Below are 20,724 nucleotides of genomic sequence, written 5' to 3'. Positions count from 1 at the left end.
TAGCGGTGTCCGTTCGTTGGTGGAAGTGGGTCCGAGCTTCCCCAACTTGTTCAAGGAAAACTGGGACACGTTTTGCAAAGTGGGCGCCATCGAAGCAATGGATTCGCCCGTCGCTTACTTGGCATCCTTGTATCGATTCGCGACGCAGCAACTAGAGGGCAGCCCTGCCGACAATAAGCGCATCACGCTGGACGCACGACGTCCGGACTTGAAAGATTTAGTGATTGACCCGCACACTACATTTACGCCTGTTCCCATGTTGGACATCGTGAAGACCGTACTGGAAAAAGGCATCAGAGAGTACGTCGACACCGTAGGTCATCCGGATAATGGCAAGACCGTTTACGAACTGGTTGCGCGTAAACGCCACCCGTTTTTGTTTCCTTATAACTATCAACATCAACAGGTCATGCTGGGACTTTCCGGCAAAAAACCGGCGCTGGGGGAGTTGTATTACCGCATCAGCCAAGCGCTGCCCATTTCCGGCGTTGCCAGTAACGAATACGGAGCGCCGAGTGTAGCGAACGGAATAGCACAGTGTTGGCTGTCTGGCTTGAGTCCAGAACAGCAAAATCTGCTGATAGAAAAAACAATATTCTCAACTTATTACATTACAAGGAGCGAACTATTAAAATCCTCCGACAAAGCGTGGAAGGCGGCCGGATCATTGTCACTCATCCCCTTCCACGATACAGAAGTTGGATATTTTTTTCGTGCTGAACCGGAGAGCTGCTTATCTTCGGGAGCGACTGTACTAGAAAAAACAAATACCACACTGGGCTGGTCCACTTTGCAATTCAACGAAAAAGATACCGCCACGCAGTTTAGCTTTAGATCCAGCGGCTATCAGCTCGAAGGGAATAAATACTTTAAAATAATTAACCCACGGACCGAATCCAACGCAGAAAAAAGCCTAAGGATTTATTATGTGACTGCAGACAATAATGATACAGCGCTACCAGACCTTAACGATGCTAACCCCAGCAGCATTATTCTCGTAGCAGCCACCCCCAAAGCAGCAGACGGAGTCGATGACTCACCGCGAAGCCTGTTCGAGATGAACCTTACGCTATCGATCAGCAATAGCGAACCTGACGTTTATCAATTAACGCCGCCGCAAATCGAATTTTTCAAAGCCAGCTATGGCGTAACAGTACCTTATGTCCACATCAATGCACTCACACGTGCAAGCTCTTTCCTGGAAAAGACCGGTTTAACTGCCGAACAGCTAGAAGCCTTACTCGCTCAAAAAAATTATACACCGACCTGCTCACCTAACTGTTTACCATTGAATCAATTATTTGCCGGGGGCACTTACATATTCCCTCAAGCCCTGCACTACGGCGCTGCTTACGTGAATGGTGTGGGTGGACGTGACCCCGGTACCATTAATTTTGACGTGAATGATAACTCCATTGGCTTGGCCTTGCTGACCGATGAGCAAGACGTCACTGACTGGCGCTTGACTAACGCCTCATTAAACCGCTTTGACCGCTTGCAGCGAATGATCCGCCTGCAGCGATGGATGGGCATACCATTTGCCGAACTTGATACGTTGATTATGGCGGCAGTTCATTCCGAAGGTGAAAATAACCTTGGGTGGGAACTCAACATCAATACACTGCGTGCGCTCGGGGTCTACCGCTATTTGAGCAAACGGTACACGCTTACAGCAGAAGAGTTCGCCGCCTTTATGCACCACCTTACGCCTTTCGCAGTAGGCACCCGCAAGCCATTGTTTGACCGGGTATTCAACCATCCACAACTGTTCGATACGCCTTTGGTTATCGACGGCGCAGAGTTTTCTATTGATGCCCCTGATCCGACTGCGCAAAAAACCATTCTACAGTTATGCGCCGGACTTGGATTGCAGCCCGCAGAAAACTCCTTCGGTTTACTGGCCGATGATACGACCCGATTCATTGGCCCCGCAGAAGCCGGCACTCCGGTATCGCGGCCACTCAAACGCTTGCTACCGGTAGTATCGTCCCTGTATCGCCAGGCCCGTATTGCCGAGTTGTTTGGGTTGTCTGTTGAAGACAGCAGAGGGTTGATCCATTTATTAGGCGCAGACACCTACATCAAGCAGGTTGTCACAGGCCGCTTGACCAAACATAACGGGATAAACGAAAACGCCATTGATGCCGTACCGGACATCCTGGACATTTTGATGCAACTGGATTGGCTAGTAAGCTGGCTAAAGGAAACACAATGGACTGCCACGACGGTGCGGACATTACTGCAGGCTGATGAAGGTGGAATTGTGTCACCGGTGCGCTCAATATTGTCACCGATAATAAACAACATACAGGGTGAGGTTGTAGGCTTTCTATTACAACCTCGCGACTATGACAAATTAAATCTTCCGATACTGCGGGTAGCGTCCGTGATCACTAGATGGTTTGATCTGTTCGAGGGCACGTACGACCAATATGGACTTGTAGACATAGAGAGTATCGAGGGCGCTTCCGCTGATCTCCTCGAATGCTTAACTCAATCCAAAATAGGGCTAGATGGTATAACCGGCAAAAACTACCCCTATCTGAATCAGGTCATACAAAAAATAGTCGACCTACGCTATCAGCACTATTGCGCTCAGGAGAATTACATCAGCGACCTACTGGTAACTCTCAACGCACCTCGGCATTATATCGATTTAGCTCTGCAGTGGGCGGGCGTCACGCGTACAGAACTACTTTACAATGCGTTGTTCGAAAAAGAAGATTTCATCGAAAAAATCATAGTGGTGCACCGCAATGCAACACTGATTCAAGATCTGGGCATCAGCAGCGAAGGACTCCGCACGTTCGTTAACAACCCACACTGGCTGGATACACACTTTGAAACGCTGCCCACTTCGTTAACCCTAAACGCTCTCTACTTGCTTAACCGCTATGTGCCTTGGGTCAGCAAATCGGCGCAACCGGAAGATCGACTCCTCGACTATTTAAAACTGGCTAATCAAACGGCCGCAGAGCCGGAGGAGCACACCCAACGCTGTGCCAGTGAACTGGCGGACTTGATTGGCTGGACAGTCTCTGAGGTCAAGCAAGCCTTTCAAGTGCTACCCACCCCTGTAGCGACATCCATGGCGCACGTGGACTGGGTACTCCGCGTACATAACACCAGCGTGGAAAGCGGCTTGGCCGTTGCATCGTTACAAGGTGCTCTCGATTTGACAATGGCCAGTACCGCTGCTGAATGGCAGGCCGTGAGTGAGGCTGTTATGGCCACTGTTCACCAATAAGCACCGGGGCCGTTCCCCCGGTTGAACTCGACCCTAAGTTAGCGTTTGTATCTGAGGATACACTACATGTCCAACTTAATAGAAAACCAGCTCAACGAAGCCTATCGCGATGCGCTAGTAGCTTACTACTTAAGCGAGGTGATACCCAACCACATGCCATTATTGGAGTTGGGTTTGAATGACCGCTTGAAAACGGCCAACGATCTATACGAATTCTTTCTGCTGGACAACCAAGTGTCCAACGATGTGATGTCCAGTCCGGTTGCATCGGCCATCAACAGCCTTCAGCAATACATCAATGGCAGCTTGATGGGCATGGAGCCAGGGTATGCGTCACTGCGGCCCAATGAAGCACAGTTTGTTGAATGGCGCGACCGCAGCAGTCAATACCCCATATGGGCCGCTAACCAGCAACTGGCGCTGTACCCGGAAATTTATATTTCGCCGGACCTGCGCCTGAAAAAATCGACCTATTTTTCCACCCTGGAAAACGATATTAATCAAAATAAAATTAGCGTTGATACCACGCAGAACGCAGTAAACTCTTACTTGGCCAGTTTTGAAGAAGTCGCGAACCTGACCATTATCAATGGTTATATTGACAGCGATAAGTTTGCAGAGGGCAGGTATTATTTTATTGGCAAATCTCGCGCTGAAAACATGCACTACTGGCGCACGGTCGATATGAATGAACGTGCCTATATTGGCGAGGGCAGTACTGAGGGTCCAAAACACGACAATCCAACCCCAGGCGCTTGGTCTGATTGGGAAAAAGCTGACATCGGCATTAACGCCAATACGCTGGAAAGGACAATCCGCCCGGTTTTTTTTAACAATCGCCTGTTCGCAACCTGGGTGGACCTGATTTATGTCACAGAAGAAACAACGCTAAATTTAACGATTCCAGATAAAGAACCTCCTTACCCTGCACCCGACATGAGCGAAACATCCACCCAACTAATAAGAACCCCTAACGTAAAATTGGTATTTAACATAGCGTACAAAAAATACGACAACTCCTGGAGTGCGCCTCAGATCTACATGGACGTTACAACGGCCAACACGATAGGCACCACCGTCCAGCTTGACCGCGACTTGAATACCATTGCTGTCTTTGACGTTAGCCGGTCACCCGATTCATTGTTCATTGCTATGTACGCGGGTGAGCATCTGGTGTCGGGAGATACCGACGGAAGCCTGTCGTACTACGCGTTTCTCCATACTGCGTTCATTGATAAAAATTTTAATTTTACGCCATCATTTCCACTGTCGGGAACGGTTCCTGCGACCGGTGAAGCAGGGGTGGAAGAACCACGGGTGCGGAAAACCTGCTGGACATTTGCTTTGCAAAACAAAGGCAACTTTCAGTTTACCTTGAATACCTATATAAGCATCAAAACAGTGACAACAACGTCGCAATTAACCACTGATGACAACTGGAATTTTGCAGGCCGGCAGAACCGCATCGCCGACATGAGCCTTACACACTTCACACCAACGCTTGACTTACAAAAATCAGAAATCACACTGACGACTGCTATAGACGCAGGGTTTGCCCGTCCAGAAGGTGAAAATGAAACTCTGTCAATATATATAGCGACAGCGCTAATGGGTTACAAACTTACACTTACAGTAGGGCCTGACGGCCCCTATCTGAGACGCTTGGTGGCTCCATCCACCCTGGAATATGTGTTAACCTCCGTCGTCGTGCCCGTTGCAAATGAAATATATAGATTCTCTCTTATAGCGGCTGATGACCCACTTAATGAGAAGCTTCATAATTTTATCATGCCTAACGTAACCTTCCTTGATAACGAATTAATTCACACGCTCGAAGGCCATTTTATAACGAACAGCGTAGTGGACGCCCTTAAAAACAACCCCCCCACTCTATACATAGGCATAGCCCATTTTTCAACGGCATCGCTTGAGGAAGTAGATATACTGGGCGCTGCAACCGCATCGTACGCAGGTCCAGCGGGCGCCAACCAACGCTACAGTCAATTTTATAACTACCCGAAAGACATGAACACTCGAAATGCCAACCTCCAAAGTCTAACAGGTACCTCGAGCTATGACGAACTTTTAATACCAAGCCAATACAAAACCACTGTCAAATTTGACAAGACCACACTGCTACCAATCCTTAAAGATGCAGTATTTATAAACAACTCTAAAAAGTTCTATATAACCCATGGCGTTAGTACCCGAGACAAAACCAACAATGTGCTCTTGGGTAACGCGATGAAGTCAACAGAGATAGAGCTCACGCTCGAATCCAGCGTCGGCGCAAATCCAAAAGCGCCCAAGATGAGCACCCGCACTGACCCACTGCTAGGCATCGCTGAATACATTGACTTCTCCGCATCGTCTATCAGCAAGAAAGATAACCCCGCCGATGGATTACGCGCGCCCATTCGCATGAACACGTTGTTCACTCAAGAGTTGGTCAACAAAGCCAACATTGCCCTGGAAGCGTTGCTGTCCTGGGACACCCAGCAACTGTCCGAACCGCCGATTGGCGACGATACGCAGTCGTCCTTAATGGACTTCAACGGTGCTAACGGTCTGTACTTTTGGGAACTGTTCCTGCATCTACCGTTCATGATTTCACACCGTTTGAACCTTGAGCAGCAGTTCAAAGACGCGGAGCTCTGGCTCGGGTTCATTTTTGACCCCGGCCGCAAAGCCAGTAATGGCGCTCCTGACTACTGGAATGTGCGTCCACTGATCCCGGAAGAAACCGCAGATCTCGACCATTTCCTGCGCTCGCCTATCGATCCCGACGGTATCGCCGCCAGCCATCCCGTGCGTTATCAAAAAGCGGTTTATTTCCACTACATCAAAAACTTGATCGACCAAGGCGATATGGCCTATCGACAATTGACACCCGACAGCCTTGGCGAAGCGAAACTGTGGTACGTCCGGGTGCTGGACTTGCTGGGGCCTCGTCCGGATACCCTACTGGTCAGCCAATGGACGCCCATGGCATTGGGCGAACTGGCCGCATCCACTAACCGGTCCCTGCGCGATTTTGAAACACAGTTACAAAGTCAGGAGCAAACTTTGCGCATCAGCGCTTCGGCCAATGACGGTACAGCGCTGATTCGTTTCAAAGAGCCTGCCCTGCGCCTGAGCACCTTTAGTCGCGACCCGACCCTTGCCGACGCGGACAGCGATCATTTCGTACCGCCCATGAATTCGGAACTGGTCAAACACTGGGATACGCTGGAATCGCGTTTATACAACCTGCGGCACAATTTGACACTGGATGGTAAACCGATGTCGCTGCCGCTGTTTGCCGCACCTTTGGACCCGCGGGCAATGCTCGCGGCTTACGCCAACGGTGCAGTGGGGGCGAGCATCGGCGGTCTGCTGGCTCAAGAAACCCCACATTACCGCTTTACCATCCTGCACAGCAAGGCCAGTGCCGCCGTGGAAACCCTGATTCAATTTGGCAGCACCTTGCTGTCGATGATCGAACGCAAAGACCAGGCAGACTTTCAGGAAAAACAGCAAGCACAAGTCTGGGAATTCGCTCAATTTGCCATCGACATGCAACTGGAGGCACAAACGGTTGAATCCAAATCCAAAGAAGCCCTGGAAGCCAGCAAAAAGGTAGTCGAGGCCCGCGCCCAGTTCTACGCAAAGCTATTTGACGAAAACGTAAGCGCAACAGAAATCGCTGCAGGGGCGCTTAACCTGGTAGGACACATCGCCCAGGGGGCTAGTTCTGTGGCTTACATGGTTGCTTCTGGCCTCAAAGCCCTCCCTAACCATGTCGGTATCCACGCGGGGGCGACAGCAGGAATGGCGGTAGGCGCGGCCGCAGGAGGCGCCGCCGGCGGTTTCCAACTCGCAGGCATTCCAGAAATGACCGCTATTGCCTCACAAGCGCTGGCCAGTGACAGTTTTGCTATCAGCACTGCCCTGGACCGCGTTGAGCAATATCGCCGTCGCCGCCAGGAATGGGGATTCGCCCGCGATCAGGCCAATTTGGAAGCCGAGCAAATCACCGCGCAATTGGCGGTCCATGAGGCCCAAACCAGGGTGACCGAAATTCAATTGCGGCAAGCCAAAATGGCAAAAACCCACGCCGAACAAATGTACACGTTTCTGACCACCGAGCGTTTCACCCATAAACAGCTTTATAGCTGGCTCAATGGCCAATTTTCGACCTTCTACTACCAGGCCTACGACGCCACATTGTCCCTGTGCCTCGCCGCCCAAGCGTGTTGGCAGTATGAAATTGCCGACTACTCCAGCAGTTTTATTCAGCCTGGCGGCTGGAATGACGCTTACCGGGGCCTGACCGCCGGGGAGTCGCTGAAACTCAATCTGTTGAAGATGGACGCGGCCTACCTGACCCGCAATGAACGCAAGCTGGAGATTGTGAAAACAGTCTCGGTCAAACAGTTGCCCGTCCCCATCGACGATGCGCCGCCCACCCTGAATAAGGGCTGGGACGCCGTGGTAGAGCGTTTGACGGAGGAAGGTGTCGCTGAATTCGAAATCACTCAAGCCATGCTCGATGCCGATTACCCCACCCATTACCTGCGTCGGATCAAACGCATCAGCGTGTCGTTGCCGGTCACTGTCGGCCCTTATCAAGACATTCGCGCCACACTCACCCAGAGCTACAACGCCGTGCAAATGACCGGCGCGACTGATGCACCGCTCAAAGAAAACATGCGCGCCAGTCAGCAAATCGCCGTGTCGACCGGGGTGGATGATGATGGATTATTTGTGTTCAATTTCGACGATGAGCGCTATCTGCCCTTCGAGGGCACTGGGGTTATTTCACGCTGGACGCTGACATTCCCCAATCCCGATTCGCAACGGCAAATGATCGATTCCATCACCGACATCATCGTGCATATCCGCTACACCGCAAAAAGCAGCGGCGCGGCGCCTGATACAAAAATGATCACGGGCAAAAAACGGCCCAAGGATGGTCTGTCATGAGCGACCAACAACAGCAACCGGTCATCAGCGCACCGTCGCTGCCCAAAGGTGGCGGCGCCATTCAAAGCATCGGTAAAGGTTGGGGGGCAGTGGGGACCAGCGGCGCAGCCTCTTTCGACATTGGCCTGCCGATCAGTCCAGGACGCGGTTATGCACCCAGCCTTGGGCTCAGTTACCAAAGTTCGGTAGGCAACAGTCCATTCGGTCTTGGATGGAAAGTGGGCATCGGCTGTGTGGCGCGGCGAGCCACCAAGGGCGTACCCACCTATACCGACGCCGACGTGATCGTGGGCCCGAACGGCGACGTCTGGTTGCCAGAGCGCGAAGCCGATGGCGCAATCAAGCACTCCGAGGTCACGGATTATAACGGCCACCCCTTGGGCGCGACGTATCAGGTGATTCGTCACTTTGCACGGCGCGAAGGAGCCTTCGACCTCATCGAGCATTGGCGACTGGACAATCTGGACCCCGGCTTTTGGCTGATACACGCTGCGGACGGCAGTTTAAACCTATACGGCAAAGGCCCGAACTCGCGCATCGCCGACCCGTTGGATACCCAGCATGTCGCCGAATGGTTACTTGAAGAATCCATGAATGCCCACGGCGAGCATATTCTTTACGAATACAAAATCGAGCGTGAGGCTGGGCTGCCTGAAAATCATCCGCGTAGCTTTGTTGCCCAACGTTATTTATCGCGTGTGCGCTACGGCAATTTCAAGCAACACGCCCTCCTCTACCTGTGGGATGCGCAATCGCTGAGCGCACTTCAATGGCATTTCGATCTGCTGTTTGACTATGGCGAGCGCAACACCGGGCTCACGCAGACACCTACGTATGCCGAGCAAGTCGAACCAGAGGACTGGCCAATACGCAGCGATCCCCACTCCTCGTTTGCCTACGGGTTTGAGGTGGGTGATCTACGCCTGTGCCGCCAGGTACTGATGTTTCACTACTTTCCGGATGAGCTGGGCGATGCGCCGGTACTGGTCGGTCGCTTGCTATTGGAGTACCGCCAACTTGGCTTGACGTACAACGTGATCGCGGCAGCCCATAGCCAGGCCTACGACGCCAGCGGGGCCATGGAGTCTCGTCCTCCCGTGAAGTTTGCGTACAACGAGTTCAACACCGATGCAGGCACATTCACCGAGTTTGAGGCAATGCCAGGGCTAAATGACGACCAGCGCTATCAACTTGTGGACCTGTTCGGTGACGGCCTGGCCGGGGTGCTTTATCGCAGCGATAAAAGCTGGCTGTACCGTGAACCGCTGCGTGCCGATAACGTCGCCGACAGCAACGCAGTCATGTACGGCCCTTGGCAAGAGCTGCCGCTGATTCCGGTAACAGACTCACGCACATCGGTGCACCAAACGTTGACCGACCTTACGGGGGATGGGCGGCTTGACTGGGTAGTCGCGCAACCCGGCACCGCCGGTTTTTTCACCCTGAACCCGGACCGCAGTTGGTCGAAATTCGCTACCTTCGCCGCGTTCCCTCAGGAATTCTTTAACCCTTCAGGGCAGATGGCCGACCTCATCGGAAACGGACTATCCGATTTAGCCTTGATCGGCACCCGCAGCGTTCGCTTATATGCCAGTCGCCGAAAAGGCGGTTTCGCCCCCGGCGTTGACGTAAATCACGATGACGACAACCTGCCCCTACTGAGCGACAGCCCCACGGAATTGGTGGCCTTCAGCGACCTCCTTGGCACGGGTCAGCAACACCTGATTCGGATCCGTCACAACGAAGTCAAATTCTGGCCAAATCTGGGGCGTGGGCGATTTGGCAAGGGGCGGCTATTCGCCAGCCTGCCGTTCACCTACGAGGAGTTTGATGCCGGGCGCGTGCGCCTGGCAGACATGGACGGCTCCGGCGCTCCCGATCTGCTGTACCTCAATCCTGATCATGTATTGATGTTCATGAATCAGGCCGGTAATGGTTTCGACCAAGCAGTTTCACGAGAATGGCCGGCAGGTGTGCGTTACGACCGTTTCTGTCAGGTAAGTACGGCAGATTTGCAGGGGCTTGGCTGCTCCAGCCTGATCCTGACGGTACCGCACATGAGCCCTCGGCACTGGCGCTTCGACTACCCACAGATCAAACCCTATTTGCTTCAGCAGACCAATAACAACATGGGCGCAGTTGGTACAGTGGCCTATCGCAGCTCAGCGCAGGAATGGCTGGACGAAAAACAAGCCCTGCACGCTTCGGGCGCCGTGGCGGTGTCTGAGGTGCCATTCCCCTTGCACGTTGTGGTGCAACAAACGCAGCTGGATGAAATCACCGAAAATACCCTGACCCAAACTTTTCAGTATCGTCACGGCTTTTACGACGGCCATGAGCGAATATTCCGAGGTTTTGGCCTGCTCCTGCAAACCGACACGGAGCCAGGTGGGACGGAAGACGAGTCATTCACTGCGCCGATTCTGACCAAGACCTGGTTTCACACCGGCCGTTATCCTGAGCAACCGGCTACTGATTACAACCGCTGCGATGTGGACGCTCAGGCGTTGGGGCCTCATCTTTTCAGTAGTTTCGACAGCGCCAGCCAAACCGAACACCTTATCGCCGATGCCGACGATGCAACTCGCAGAGAAATAGCGCGGTCCCTTAGCGGCTCAGTATTGCGCATAGAGGTCTTTGGCCTCGAAAGCGGGGCCGACGGTGACCATGCCAACGCCTTGCCCTATTCGGTACAGAGTTCGCGCTATCTGGTTCGGCAGCTGCAACCGCTCAGCGCCTACGAACGTTATGCGCGCATGCTGACATTAAGCTTGGAGTCCATCGGTTATCAATACGAGCGCCAGGCCGATGACCCCTTGTGTGAGCACTCGGTAAACCTGGCCTGGGATGCATTTGGCAGCTTGACCCATGGCGTAAACGTCAATTACGCACGCCGAAAAAAGCCTGCCGACCTACCGCCAACAGGCTACGACGAATACCAGCAAAGTTGGTGGCAAGCGTCCCATGACGATGCGCAGCAGTGCGTGTACCTCAGCGAGTCGCGTGCCCAAGCCATTCACCTTGATCGGCCACAAACGTGGCGCTTGGGGTTGCCCTATCACCTGCGTGGTAATGCCATGGTCGTTCCCGCTGCCAGCCTGCCACCCAGCGAGGTCACCTACGAACGGTTTGTCGACCCTACCGGTACTTTCGCTAAATTGCCCAGAGTGTTGACCGGGCTCTCAGTCCAGCGCTATATCAATTGCGGCGACGGTGAAGCGACGTTCGAGGCGCTGGCGGACTACGCGGAAACTGCGGAACTGGATGACCATGCACTGAGCGCTTACGACCGAGTCATGACGCCCGAGGAATTAGTCGTCAAGCTTGTCGAAGTCGGCTACCAGTTAATGCCCAGTTTTTTGCCTGAGGACGGGTTAAACCTGTGGTCAGTCAAACGAGGCTTCAACACCTACGCCGGGGCCGAAGATTTTTATCAAATTACCGCCGCCAGACCCACGCGCAGCCACGGCGAAACCTTGGTCGAATACGATCCCTATCATCTGTTCATGACCCGTACTACCGACCCGGCGGGATGCGCCACCACCGCGACTTATTCCTACCACAGCTTGCAGCCGTGGCGGATCGTCGACCCCAATCAGAACACCCAAGAGGCGGCGTACGATGCTTTCGGCATGCTGCGAGCTACCAGTTTTTATGGCACTGAGTTGGGCGTCGACGTCGGGTTTAAGCCCCTTGAAGGTTACGTTCATTACCGCGGCGGCCCGAGTGCTGCCATTACCGCAGCGCAAGAAGCATTAGGCGACTACGCCACCGCCTGCTTTTACGACCCGTTCAGTTGGGTCCAGCACAGGGAACCCATCCACAGCGCAATACTACAAGCGGATCGCTACCCCGGTGATCCGGATAAACAGATACGCATCGCCCTGGCATCGGTCGACGGGTTCGGTCGGACGCTGCAAACCCGACAGCTGGTTGAAGACGGCGACGCTTACTCAGTTATCGAGGGTGAGCTGGAACTTGAAAATGCCAAACCCAAAACTGTACCGGCCTCGCCGCGCTGGCGCGTCAGCGAACGGGTCGAATACAACAATAAAGGCTTGGTTGTGCGGATTTACAGGCCCTACTTCGCCAATAGTGCCACGTACATTAACGACCAATCGTTTCGCGAGAATGGTTATTGCGACCGACAGTTCTATGACTCGCTGGGCCGTCCGACCATTACATTGACCGCGGCTGGCTGGATGCGCAGACAAACTTATTTGACCTGGTACACCATTGCCGAGGATGAAAACGATACGGAAGAAGAGATGCTAGCGCTCAAGACTGAAAGCGGAAAATGAACGTTGGCCTGCATATTCACACGCCGACGTTGAGTGTCCGAGACAGTCGGGGATTGTCCGTAAGGCACGTGGTTTTTTTTAGAAATACCGCCAGTGATCTGGCAATGCCGCGAACCACTCGTCAATGCCATGACGCCGCAGGCCGGGTCAATGCTGAATGGGATACTCGGCTATGGGCGCGGGCTGAAGCAGGCGAGACACAGCAGCCGAACTTGACCACGGTTTATAGCGTATCCGGTCAACCGTTGTTGACCGACAGCGTTGATGCCGGCTGGCGTTTGGCATTGTTGGGTGACGCCGGCCAAGCGCTGGAGGCTTGGGATGGCCGCGAGCTTACGCGCCGGACAGAATACGACGCACTTCTACGTCCAATAACCATTACCGAACAAGCACAGACTGTCGAAAGATTTACCTACGGAGGTATCGAGGGCGCGGGCGCCAATACGTGCAATCAGTTGGTCCGGCATGACGATCCCGCTGGCGCGCGTCATCTACCGAACTATGGCTTGCTGGGATTGGCCCTGACCGACACCCGTCAATTTTTACTGGACCTGCAATTGCCCGACTGGCCGCTGGCCGTGAGTGAACGCGATGCACTGCTTGAAGCCAATGGCCTAACAACCTCATACAGTTTCAATGCCCTAGGCGAACCCATCGGACAGACCGACGCCGGAGGCAATAGCCAACGTTTTACCCATACGCTGGCAGGACCGTTGAAGAAAGCAGCGTTGCAATTAGCCGAAGCTGCTGGCGACCAAACGCTGGTCAGCGACATCCGCTACAACGCCTTCGGCCAAGTCGAAAGCGAAACCGCAGGCAATGGCGTGGTCACCTCTTCGGCATACGACCCAGCCAGCGGCCGACTGATCGAACTGACCTCAGCCGTGACAGGCAAGCCGCCCCTGCGGCAGCTGAAATACGCCTACGACCCGGTAGGCAATCTTCTGCAAATTGAGGACGCCGCCCAACCAATACGCTTCTTCGCCAACCAACAAATCGAACCGACCGACCGTTACAGCTACGACAGCCTTTATCAACTAATTGAAGCCAGCGGGCGTGAAGTTAAAACCGGCGCATCCCACGGCCCCGCCCTGCCTGACGTGCAAAACCTGCCGCCTGACCCGAACCAGATGGCCAATTACACTCAAAGCTATGACTACGACGCGGCAGGCAATTTGCTGGAAATGCGCCAGGTGGGCGCGCAGTCGTTTACTCGCACAATGCGCGTCGCATCGGGCAGCAACCGGAGTCTGCCTGAGGGTGAAAGCGACGCTGATTTTGCTGCCAGTTTTGATGCTAATGGCAATCTGCAAGAGTTAGTTCGCGGCCAATCGTTGAGCTGGGATGCACGCAACCAACTGCGTCAGGTCACTTCAGTAAAGCGTGATGACGGCCCAGACGATACCGAGACTTACGTGTACAACAGCAACGGCCAACGTTGTCGCAAAGTGAATAGCGCACACACCGGCAGCCGCACGCTGACTTGCGAAGTACGCTATTTCCCGGGGCTGGAAATCCGCACTGAAGCAAACGGAGAAATCCTGCACGTCATCACGGCCCAAAGGGGTCACAACAGCGTGCGGGTATTGCACTGGGCTGCCAACAAACCGGCTGGCATTGACAACGACCACCTGCGTTACAGCCTGAGCGACCATCTGGGTTCAAGCACCCTTGAACTGGACAGCCAAGCCGCAACTCTTAGTCATGAGCGCTATTACCCGTTCGGCGGCACTGCGTGGTGGGCAGCCAAATCGGAATTGGAAGCCCACTACAAAACCATCCGTTATTCGGGCAAAGAGCGGGATGCCACCGGATTGTATTACTACGGGTTCAGGTATTACGCACCGTGGCTATACCGCTGGATCAGTCCTGATCCTGGAGGAGCGATTGACGGACTTAATTTTTACAGAATGGTCCGCAACCAACCTCTTGGGTTACGTGATGAACAAGGGTTGGTGCCCACAATCGCCACTGCCCCTAAACCCCTACTCGCATCATCTGCGGCGGCAACCGAAGCATTAGACACCGTAAATGATGCGCCTTTTTCTTATTTAACAGGAAATCTAGCAGAGCATCTAGCGGCTGTAGATGCCGCCTCCCAGGGCAGGGCCGAACAGGTTGCAAACCACTTCGACCACAAAATCGTCCTGAACATTTTCGCCAAGACCGCCCCCAAAAATCCGCGCGCTGTAGAGCCGAGCAAATATTATAATATGTTCAAAAAAGAAGAATGGTCGTTCCAACAGAACTTCAAATACGAGGACTCTGGAAAAATATTCGCTAATGACATTGCACGGCATCAGTATTCAGTGGTCGCGAAAAATAGTAATTTCTACGGCCATCTTCCTTCTATGATCAGGCGCGCCAACGTAACAAATAAAACAACGCTTACTGAGACGCAAAACCTGGAAAGTGGATCAGCCGAACTGTTCACGGCGTTCTTTACCAAAACACCTAATGGCAAAACAACGTTACGGATACTGGAAGACTTCAACTTAAAAGCTATTCGGGTCCGTAAAGAAATTAAATTAAACCAAACAGACTTTATCGTTGATGTTGAACCGACAGTACCCCATACGAAAATAATAACCCCTACAGGAGCGACGCCTGCTAGGAACGCGGCAAGGGCACCTTTAAGCACGTCAACGACATTGACGCCATTGCAAAAACGACTACAGGCCTTGCGGCGATGATGATTGTCGACATAAGCCAAAGGATGCGCAACGACACGTTGACGCCGTCATTGACGGTTAGCGAACCACGCGGCCTGGCGGTGAGGCAAACTGCCTATTGTCAGCGTGATGCCCAACTGCAGCAGCAAGAGCGGGTAACCCGGCACACGTTTGACCCTGCGGGGCGATCGACTGCCAGTTGGGATGCACGCGCTTGGACCAGTGAGCGGGGACCGAACGTATCCAGAGTTCATTCGCTTACCGACCGGACCATTTTGATCGACAGTGTTGATGCTGGTTGGCGTCTGGTATTGCCTGGCGAAGCTGGCCAGGTACTGATGGCCTGGGACGGTCGCGACAGCCAACCCCAGACGGAATACGACGCTTCGCTGCGCCCACTGGCAATCACCGAACAGTCACGTGTCGTCGAGCGGTTTACCTATGGTAGTGCTCAAGGGACAGGGCATAACACCTGCAACCAACTAGTGCGGCATGACGATCCTGCTGGCACGCACCTTTTCTCGGATTACGGTTTGCTGGGTTCGGCATTGGCTGAAACCCGTCAATTTTCTCTAAGTCTTAACTCGCCCGATTGGCCAGTCGCTGTAAGTGAGCGCGATGCACTGCTGGATGCTGACGGCCAAACCACCCAATACCGTTTCAATGCACTCGGTGAACCCATCTCGCAGACCGATGCCATGGGAAATATCCAACGCTTCAAACATACCGTCGCCGGCCAGTTGAAAGAAACACACCTGCAGCTGGCCGATGCTGCTGGTTATCAAACGCTGGTCAGCGACATCCGCTACAACGCTGTTGGTCAGGTTGAACGCGAAACCGCAGGCAATGGCGTGGTCACCTCTTCGGCATACGACCCAGCCAGCGGCCGACTGATCGAACTGACCTCAGCCGTGACAGGCAAGCCGCCCCTGCAGCAGCTGAAATACGCCTACGACCCGGTAGGCAATCTTCTGCAAATTGAAGATATCGCGCAGCCGATCCGCTTCTTCGCCAACCAGCAAATCGACCCCATCAACCGCTACCGCTACGACAGCCTTTATCAACTAATCGAAGCCAGCGGACGCGAAGTCAAGACTGGTTCATCCCATGGACCTACTCTTCCCGACCTGCAAAACCTGCCGCCTGACCCGAACCAGATGGCCAATTACACTCAAACCTATGACTACGACGCGGCAGGCAATTTGCTGGAAATGCGCCACGTGGGCGCTCAGTCGTTCACCCGAAAAATGCGCGTCGCATCGGGCAGCAATCGGAGTCTGCCTGAGGGTGAAAGCGATGCTGAGATTGCTGCCGGTTTTGATGCCAATGGCAATCTGCAGGAGTTAGTTCGCGGCCAATCGTTGAGCTGGGACGCACGCAACCAACTGCAACACGTCACTGCGGTTAGGCGTAGGGACGGCCCGGACGACACCGAGACGTATGTGTACGACGGCGGCGGCCAGCGTTGTCGCAAGGTACGCAGCGCTCAGACGAATAATCGTACGTTGAGCTCCGAAGTCCGTTACCTGCCTGGACTGGAAATTCGCTGCGAGCCCAATGGAGAAACACTGCACGTCATCACCGCCCGGGCCAGTCGCAACGGCGTACGGGTGTTGCACTGGGCCGCGAACAAACCGACTGACGTCCAAAACGATCAAGTCCGTTACAGCCTCGGCGATCACCTAGGTTCAAGCGCTCTGGAACTGGACGACCAGGCCGACATTCTCAGCCAAGAGAGCTATTACCCGTTCGGCGGTACTGCGTGGTGGGCAGCGAAATCGGTGCTGGAGGCGAACTACAAGAGCAATCGCTATAGCGACAAGGAACGTGACGCGACAGGGTTGTATTACTACGGATCCAGGTATTACGCGCCGTGGTTGCAGCGGTGGATAAATCCAGATCCTGCGGGGGCTATACAAGGCTTAAATCTATTCCGCTTCGTCGGTAATGCACCGGCCCATCATATTGAAAAGGATGGGCGGATATACGAGGGCATGAATGATATCTTCGAGCAAGGGTGGACGTCAGCAGGTCATACGATCATCGCCCGAGGGCTGGACCAGTTCCCACCTAACGATGCGGCAACGGTTCGTTCAGCGTTAAGTAAAACAGAGGGTATTTATCAAGACGCATTGAACATGATCAACACCTACCCGCAGGAAAGCGCATCGGTAATGCGCAGCTATTTCGGGTACGATCACTCCAAAGTCACTCCGGTCGTCGTCAATACATGGGGAAAAACCCGTGGCCTACTCTCCGAATATCAAGGGCCGTGGGGCGACGGAAAGTTCGTGGGGGTAGAATCTGACTCGGCCTTGGGGTTCGTTAACCAATTAGACTTTCATGGGCGTATCGCTCTGAATTTAAAAACGCTGAATTCCGACGAGTTCACCGTTACATTAGGCCATGAAGTTTCGCACCTAGCCTATGTTCATGGATTCACAAACGTCGGCCCTTCAACCGAAGACTATTTCTATCTATTCGAAAAAAAGCTAAAAAAATTAGTGAGTGTAAATAGAGACAGTCGTTATGACGATCCGCATCAATTTGTTTCAGATATTATTATGGGCGCCGGATTAACGCTCGACTACCTATCGATGTCACCCTGGATAATCCCCGAATTCATCGCTGCCGTAGCAGCTGTTCATTGTGGACCAGAATCCATCACCACTGTTGACGAAGCGATTTCGGCATTTAATCGTAATACTTATGTCTCAGCCGCACTAGCGTCTAACAACGCCGACAGCCTTGCGCTAGCAGCCCATGGCTTGCATCGAACTTACCAACGCAAGGCGGCTAACGCTAGTCTTTTCAATGAACTACTGCGGGCTTAGTCAGTGAACACATATGAATAAGACACCCGTACTGTCCGTGATTGATTCCCGCAAACTAACGGTTCGCCAGGTTGCCTATTGTCGCGCAGCGCCTGACTTAGCAGCTCAAGAGCAAGTCACACGCTCATGCCATGACGCCGCGGGCCGGTTGATCACCCACTGGGATCAGCGTTTGTGGGCGAGCGGGCACGCTGCAAATCTCTCCACGATTCACACCTTATCCGGTCAACCCCTTCTGACGGAAAGTGTCGACGCGGGATGGTGTTTGCACATGCTTGGCGAAAGTGGTGAGTCGCTGGCAACGTGGGATGGACGAGGTAGCCAAACGCAGACAACCTACGACAACTCCCTTCGCCCAACCAGAGTGACGGAGCAGGCGACCGAACATCCGATATCCATCACCGAATGCATTACTTACGGCGATAGCGGTTCTAACTCAATCGCCCATAACCAGTGCGGACAGGTCATTCGACATGATGACCCTGCGGGCACGTTAGTGCTCCCGGAATACAGCGTGTTCGGCGCACCCCTCATTGAAACACGCCGGTTTTTATCGACAGTGGAGGCTGCAGACTGGCCTGACGATATCGCGGCACGTAACAATCTGCTGGAAAGCGAAAACTACGTCACGGCTTCAACCTATGGCCCCATAGGAGAACCTCTGACTCAACTCGATGTGATGGGTAACCACCGACAGTCCATCTATACCGTCTCAGGTCAGCTCAAAGCGGCTTATCTGAGACTGGCCGGAACTGACCAACCCAATTTATTAATTGTCAGCGATATTCGCTACAACGCTTTCGGCCAGACAGAATGCGAAACAGCAGGCAACGGGGTCGTTACAACAGCTAAGTATAACGATGACGATGGCCGTTTACTGAGGCTTACAACGCAAAATCCGGACCAATCAACGCTGCAGGATATGCACTACGCCTATGATCCAGTAGGTAATATATTAACGATTGAAGATGCCGCGCAGCCTGTACGTTATTTTAATAATCAGCAAGTCGAACCGATTAGCCGCTACCGTTACGACAGCCTTTATCAACTAATCGAAGCCAGCGGCCGTGAAGTTATCACCGGTTCCAGCCATGGATCCGCTTTGCCAGATAGGCAAAGCCTGCCGCCTGACCCGAACCAGATGGCTAATTACACACAAACCTACGACTACGACGCGGCTGGTAATTTGCTGGAAATGCGCCATGTGGGCGCGCAGTCGTTTACTCGCACTATGCTCGTAGCGTTGGACAGCAATCGGAGTCTGCCTGAGAGTGAAAGCGAGGCTGATTTTGCTGCGGGCTTTGATGCCAATGGCAATCTTCAAGCATTAATTCGAGGGCAGGTATTAAGCTGGGATGTTCGTAATCAACTGCGCCAAGTCACAGCGGTTAGCCGTGATGACGGTCCGGATGACTGCGAAATTTATGTGTACGACGGTGGAGGTCAGCGTTGTCGCAAGGTACGTAGCGCTCAGACCGTGAAACGCACGCTAACCTGCGAAGTCCGCTACCTGCCAGGTATTGAAATCCGCACCGATTTTAACGGAGAAGTCCTGCACGTCATCACCATGCAGGCAGGCAGTAACAACGTGCGGGTGCTGCACTGGGTCGCCAACAAACCGGCCAACATCCCTAACGATCAATTGCGGTACAGCCTCAGCGATCATCTCGGTTCAAGCGCTCTTGAACTGGATGACCAAGCCGGCATCCTCAGCCATGAGAGCTACTACCCATTCGGCGGCACTGCGTGGTGGGCGGCCAAGTCAACATTGGAAACCAAGTACAAAACCATTCGTTACTCGGGCAAAGAGCGAGATGCGACAGGGTTGTATTACTACGGCTTCAGGTATTACGCGCCGTGGTTGCAGCGGTGGATTAATCCGGATTCTGCAGGGGCTATACAAGGGTTGAACCTGTTTGGCTTTGTAGGCAACGCGCCTATTCATCACATTGAAGTAGAGGGTCACGTATACAAGGAAATTGGTGATAAAACCGAACTGGATCTTCAAGATGAAGGCATTTCAATTGTATGGAGAGGGCTTGCCGAATTTAGGCACCGCGAATCAGCCCGAGTTAAATTAGGACTTTATAAAACTGAAACCATGTATCAAAATTCATTATCCATGATCAACGCCTACCCACAAGAAAGCGCGCCAATCATGCGCAGTTATTTCGGCTACGAATACCCCTCTGTTACTCGAGTCATTGCTGACACTTGGCAAAAAACAAAAGACTTAGTCAGAGAATATCAAGAGCCACTGGGTCATGAAAAAATCGTCGGAATGAAATCACCTGATACCTTAGGGATAGTCGACACTAATGATGCTCACGGCAGAGTTGCCATCAACATACTGAAATTGCGCTCAAATAATCTCTCTATTACTTTGGGTCATGAAATATCTCATCTAGGTCATGTGAGCGGATTCAATAGCATAGGACCATCGACCGAGGACTATTTTTATATATTTAAGGAAGGAATGCATCATCTAATCGACACACCCTTCGAACCTCACTTTGAAGACGTCAGTCAGAACGTATCTGAAATCATCATGGGCGCGGGAATGACTGTAGACTATCTATCTATCGACCCTTCGATTCATTCAAGCTTCATATCCGGTGTCGGCTCTGTAAACCGGGCAGCTGAACCCATTAACACTATAGAGGAGGCGAATCGCGCATTTAACCGCAGCGGCTATATATCAAGCT

Annotated in this window: 6 protein-coding genes; all 6 read left to right on the top strand. The window is 53.0% G+C overall.

Annotated features, from left to right (window positions below; translation table 11 throughout):
* Positions 1–19: 19 nt before the first annotated feature.
* Positions 20–3,247: a Tc toxin subunit A gene (locus M0974_RS26995; RefSeq protein WP_367279058.1), complete on the top strand. Its 3,228-nt coding sequence runs from the start codon at positions 20–22 to the stop codon at positions 3,245–3,247.
* 66 nt (positions 3,248–3,313) lie between these two features.
* Positions 3,314–8,212, top strand: coding sequence for a neuraminidase-like domain-containing protein (locus M0974_RS26990; protein WP_297844374.1), 4,899 nt, complete (start codon positions 3,314–3,316; stop codon positions 8,210–8,212).
* A complete protein-coding gene (locus M0974_RS26985) occupies positions 8,209–12,513 on the top strand; it encodes a SpvB/TcaC N-terminal domain-containing protein (protein ID WP_297844370.1) in 4,305 nt (1,434 codons plus the stop codon). Before M0974_RS26990 ends, M0974_RS26985 begins: the two co-directional genes overlap by 4 nt.
* Positions 12,514–12,761: 248 nt before the next feature.
* A complete protein-coding gene (locus tag M0974_RS26980; protein ID WP_297844366.1) occupies positions 12,762–15,206 on the top strand; it encodes an RHS repeat domain-containing protein in 2,445 nt (814 codons plus the stop codon).
* Positions 15,203–18,019 carry an RHS repeat domain-containing protein gene (locus tag M0974_RS26975; RefSeq protein WP_297844364.1) on the top strand — a complete coding sequence of 939 codons (2,817 nt, stop codon included), beginning with the start codon at positions 15,203–15,205 and terminating at the stop codon, positions 18,017–18,019. The genes M0974_RS26980 and M0974_RS26975 overlap by 4 nt, the downstream gene beginning before the upstream one ends.
* 271 nt (positions 18,020–18,290) lie before the next feature.
* Positions 18,291–20,724, top strand: a 2,434-nt coding sequence (locus M0974_RS26970) for an RHS repeat domain-containing protein (RefSeq protein ID WP_297844362.1), incomplete at its 3' end; no start/stop codon positions are given.

Origin of the sequence: Pseudomonas sp. (assembly GCF_026224925.1) — a bacterium.
In the GTDB taxonomy this organism is placed as follows: Bacteria; Pseudomonadota; Gammaproteobacteria; order Pseudomonadales; family Pseudomonadaceae; genus Aquipseudomonas.
This window is presented reverse-complemented; position numbering and strand designations above follow the sequence as displayed.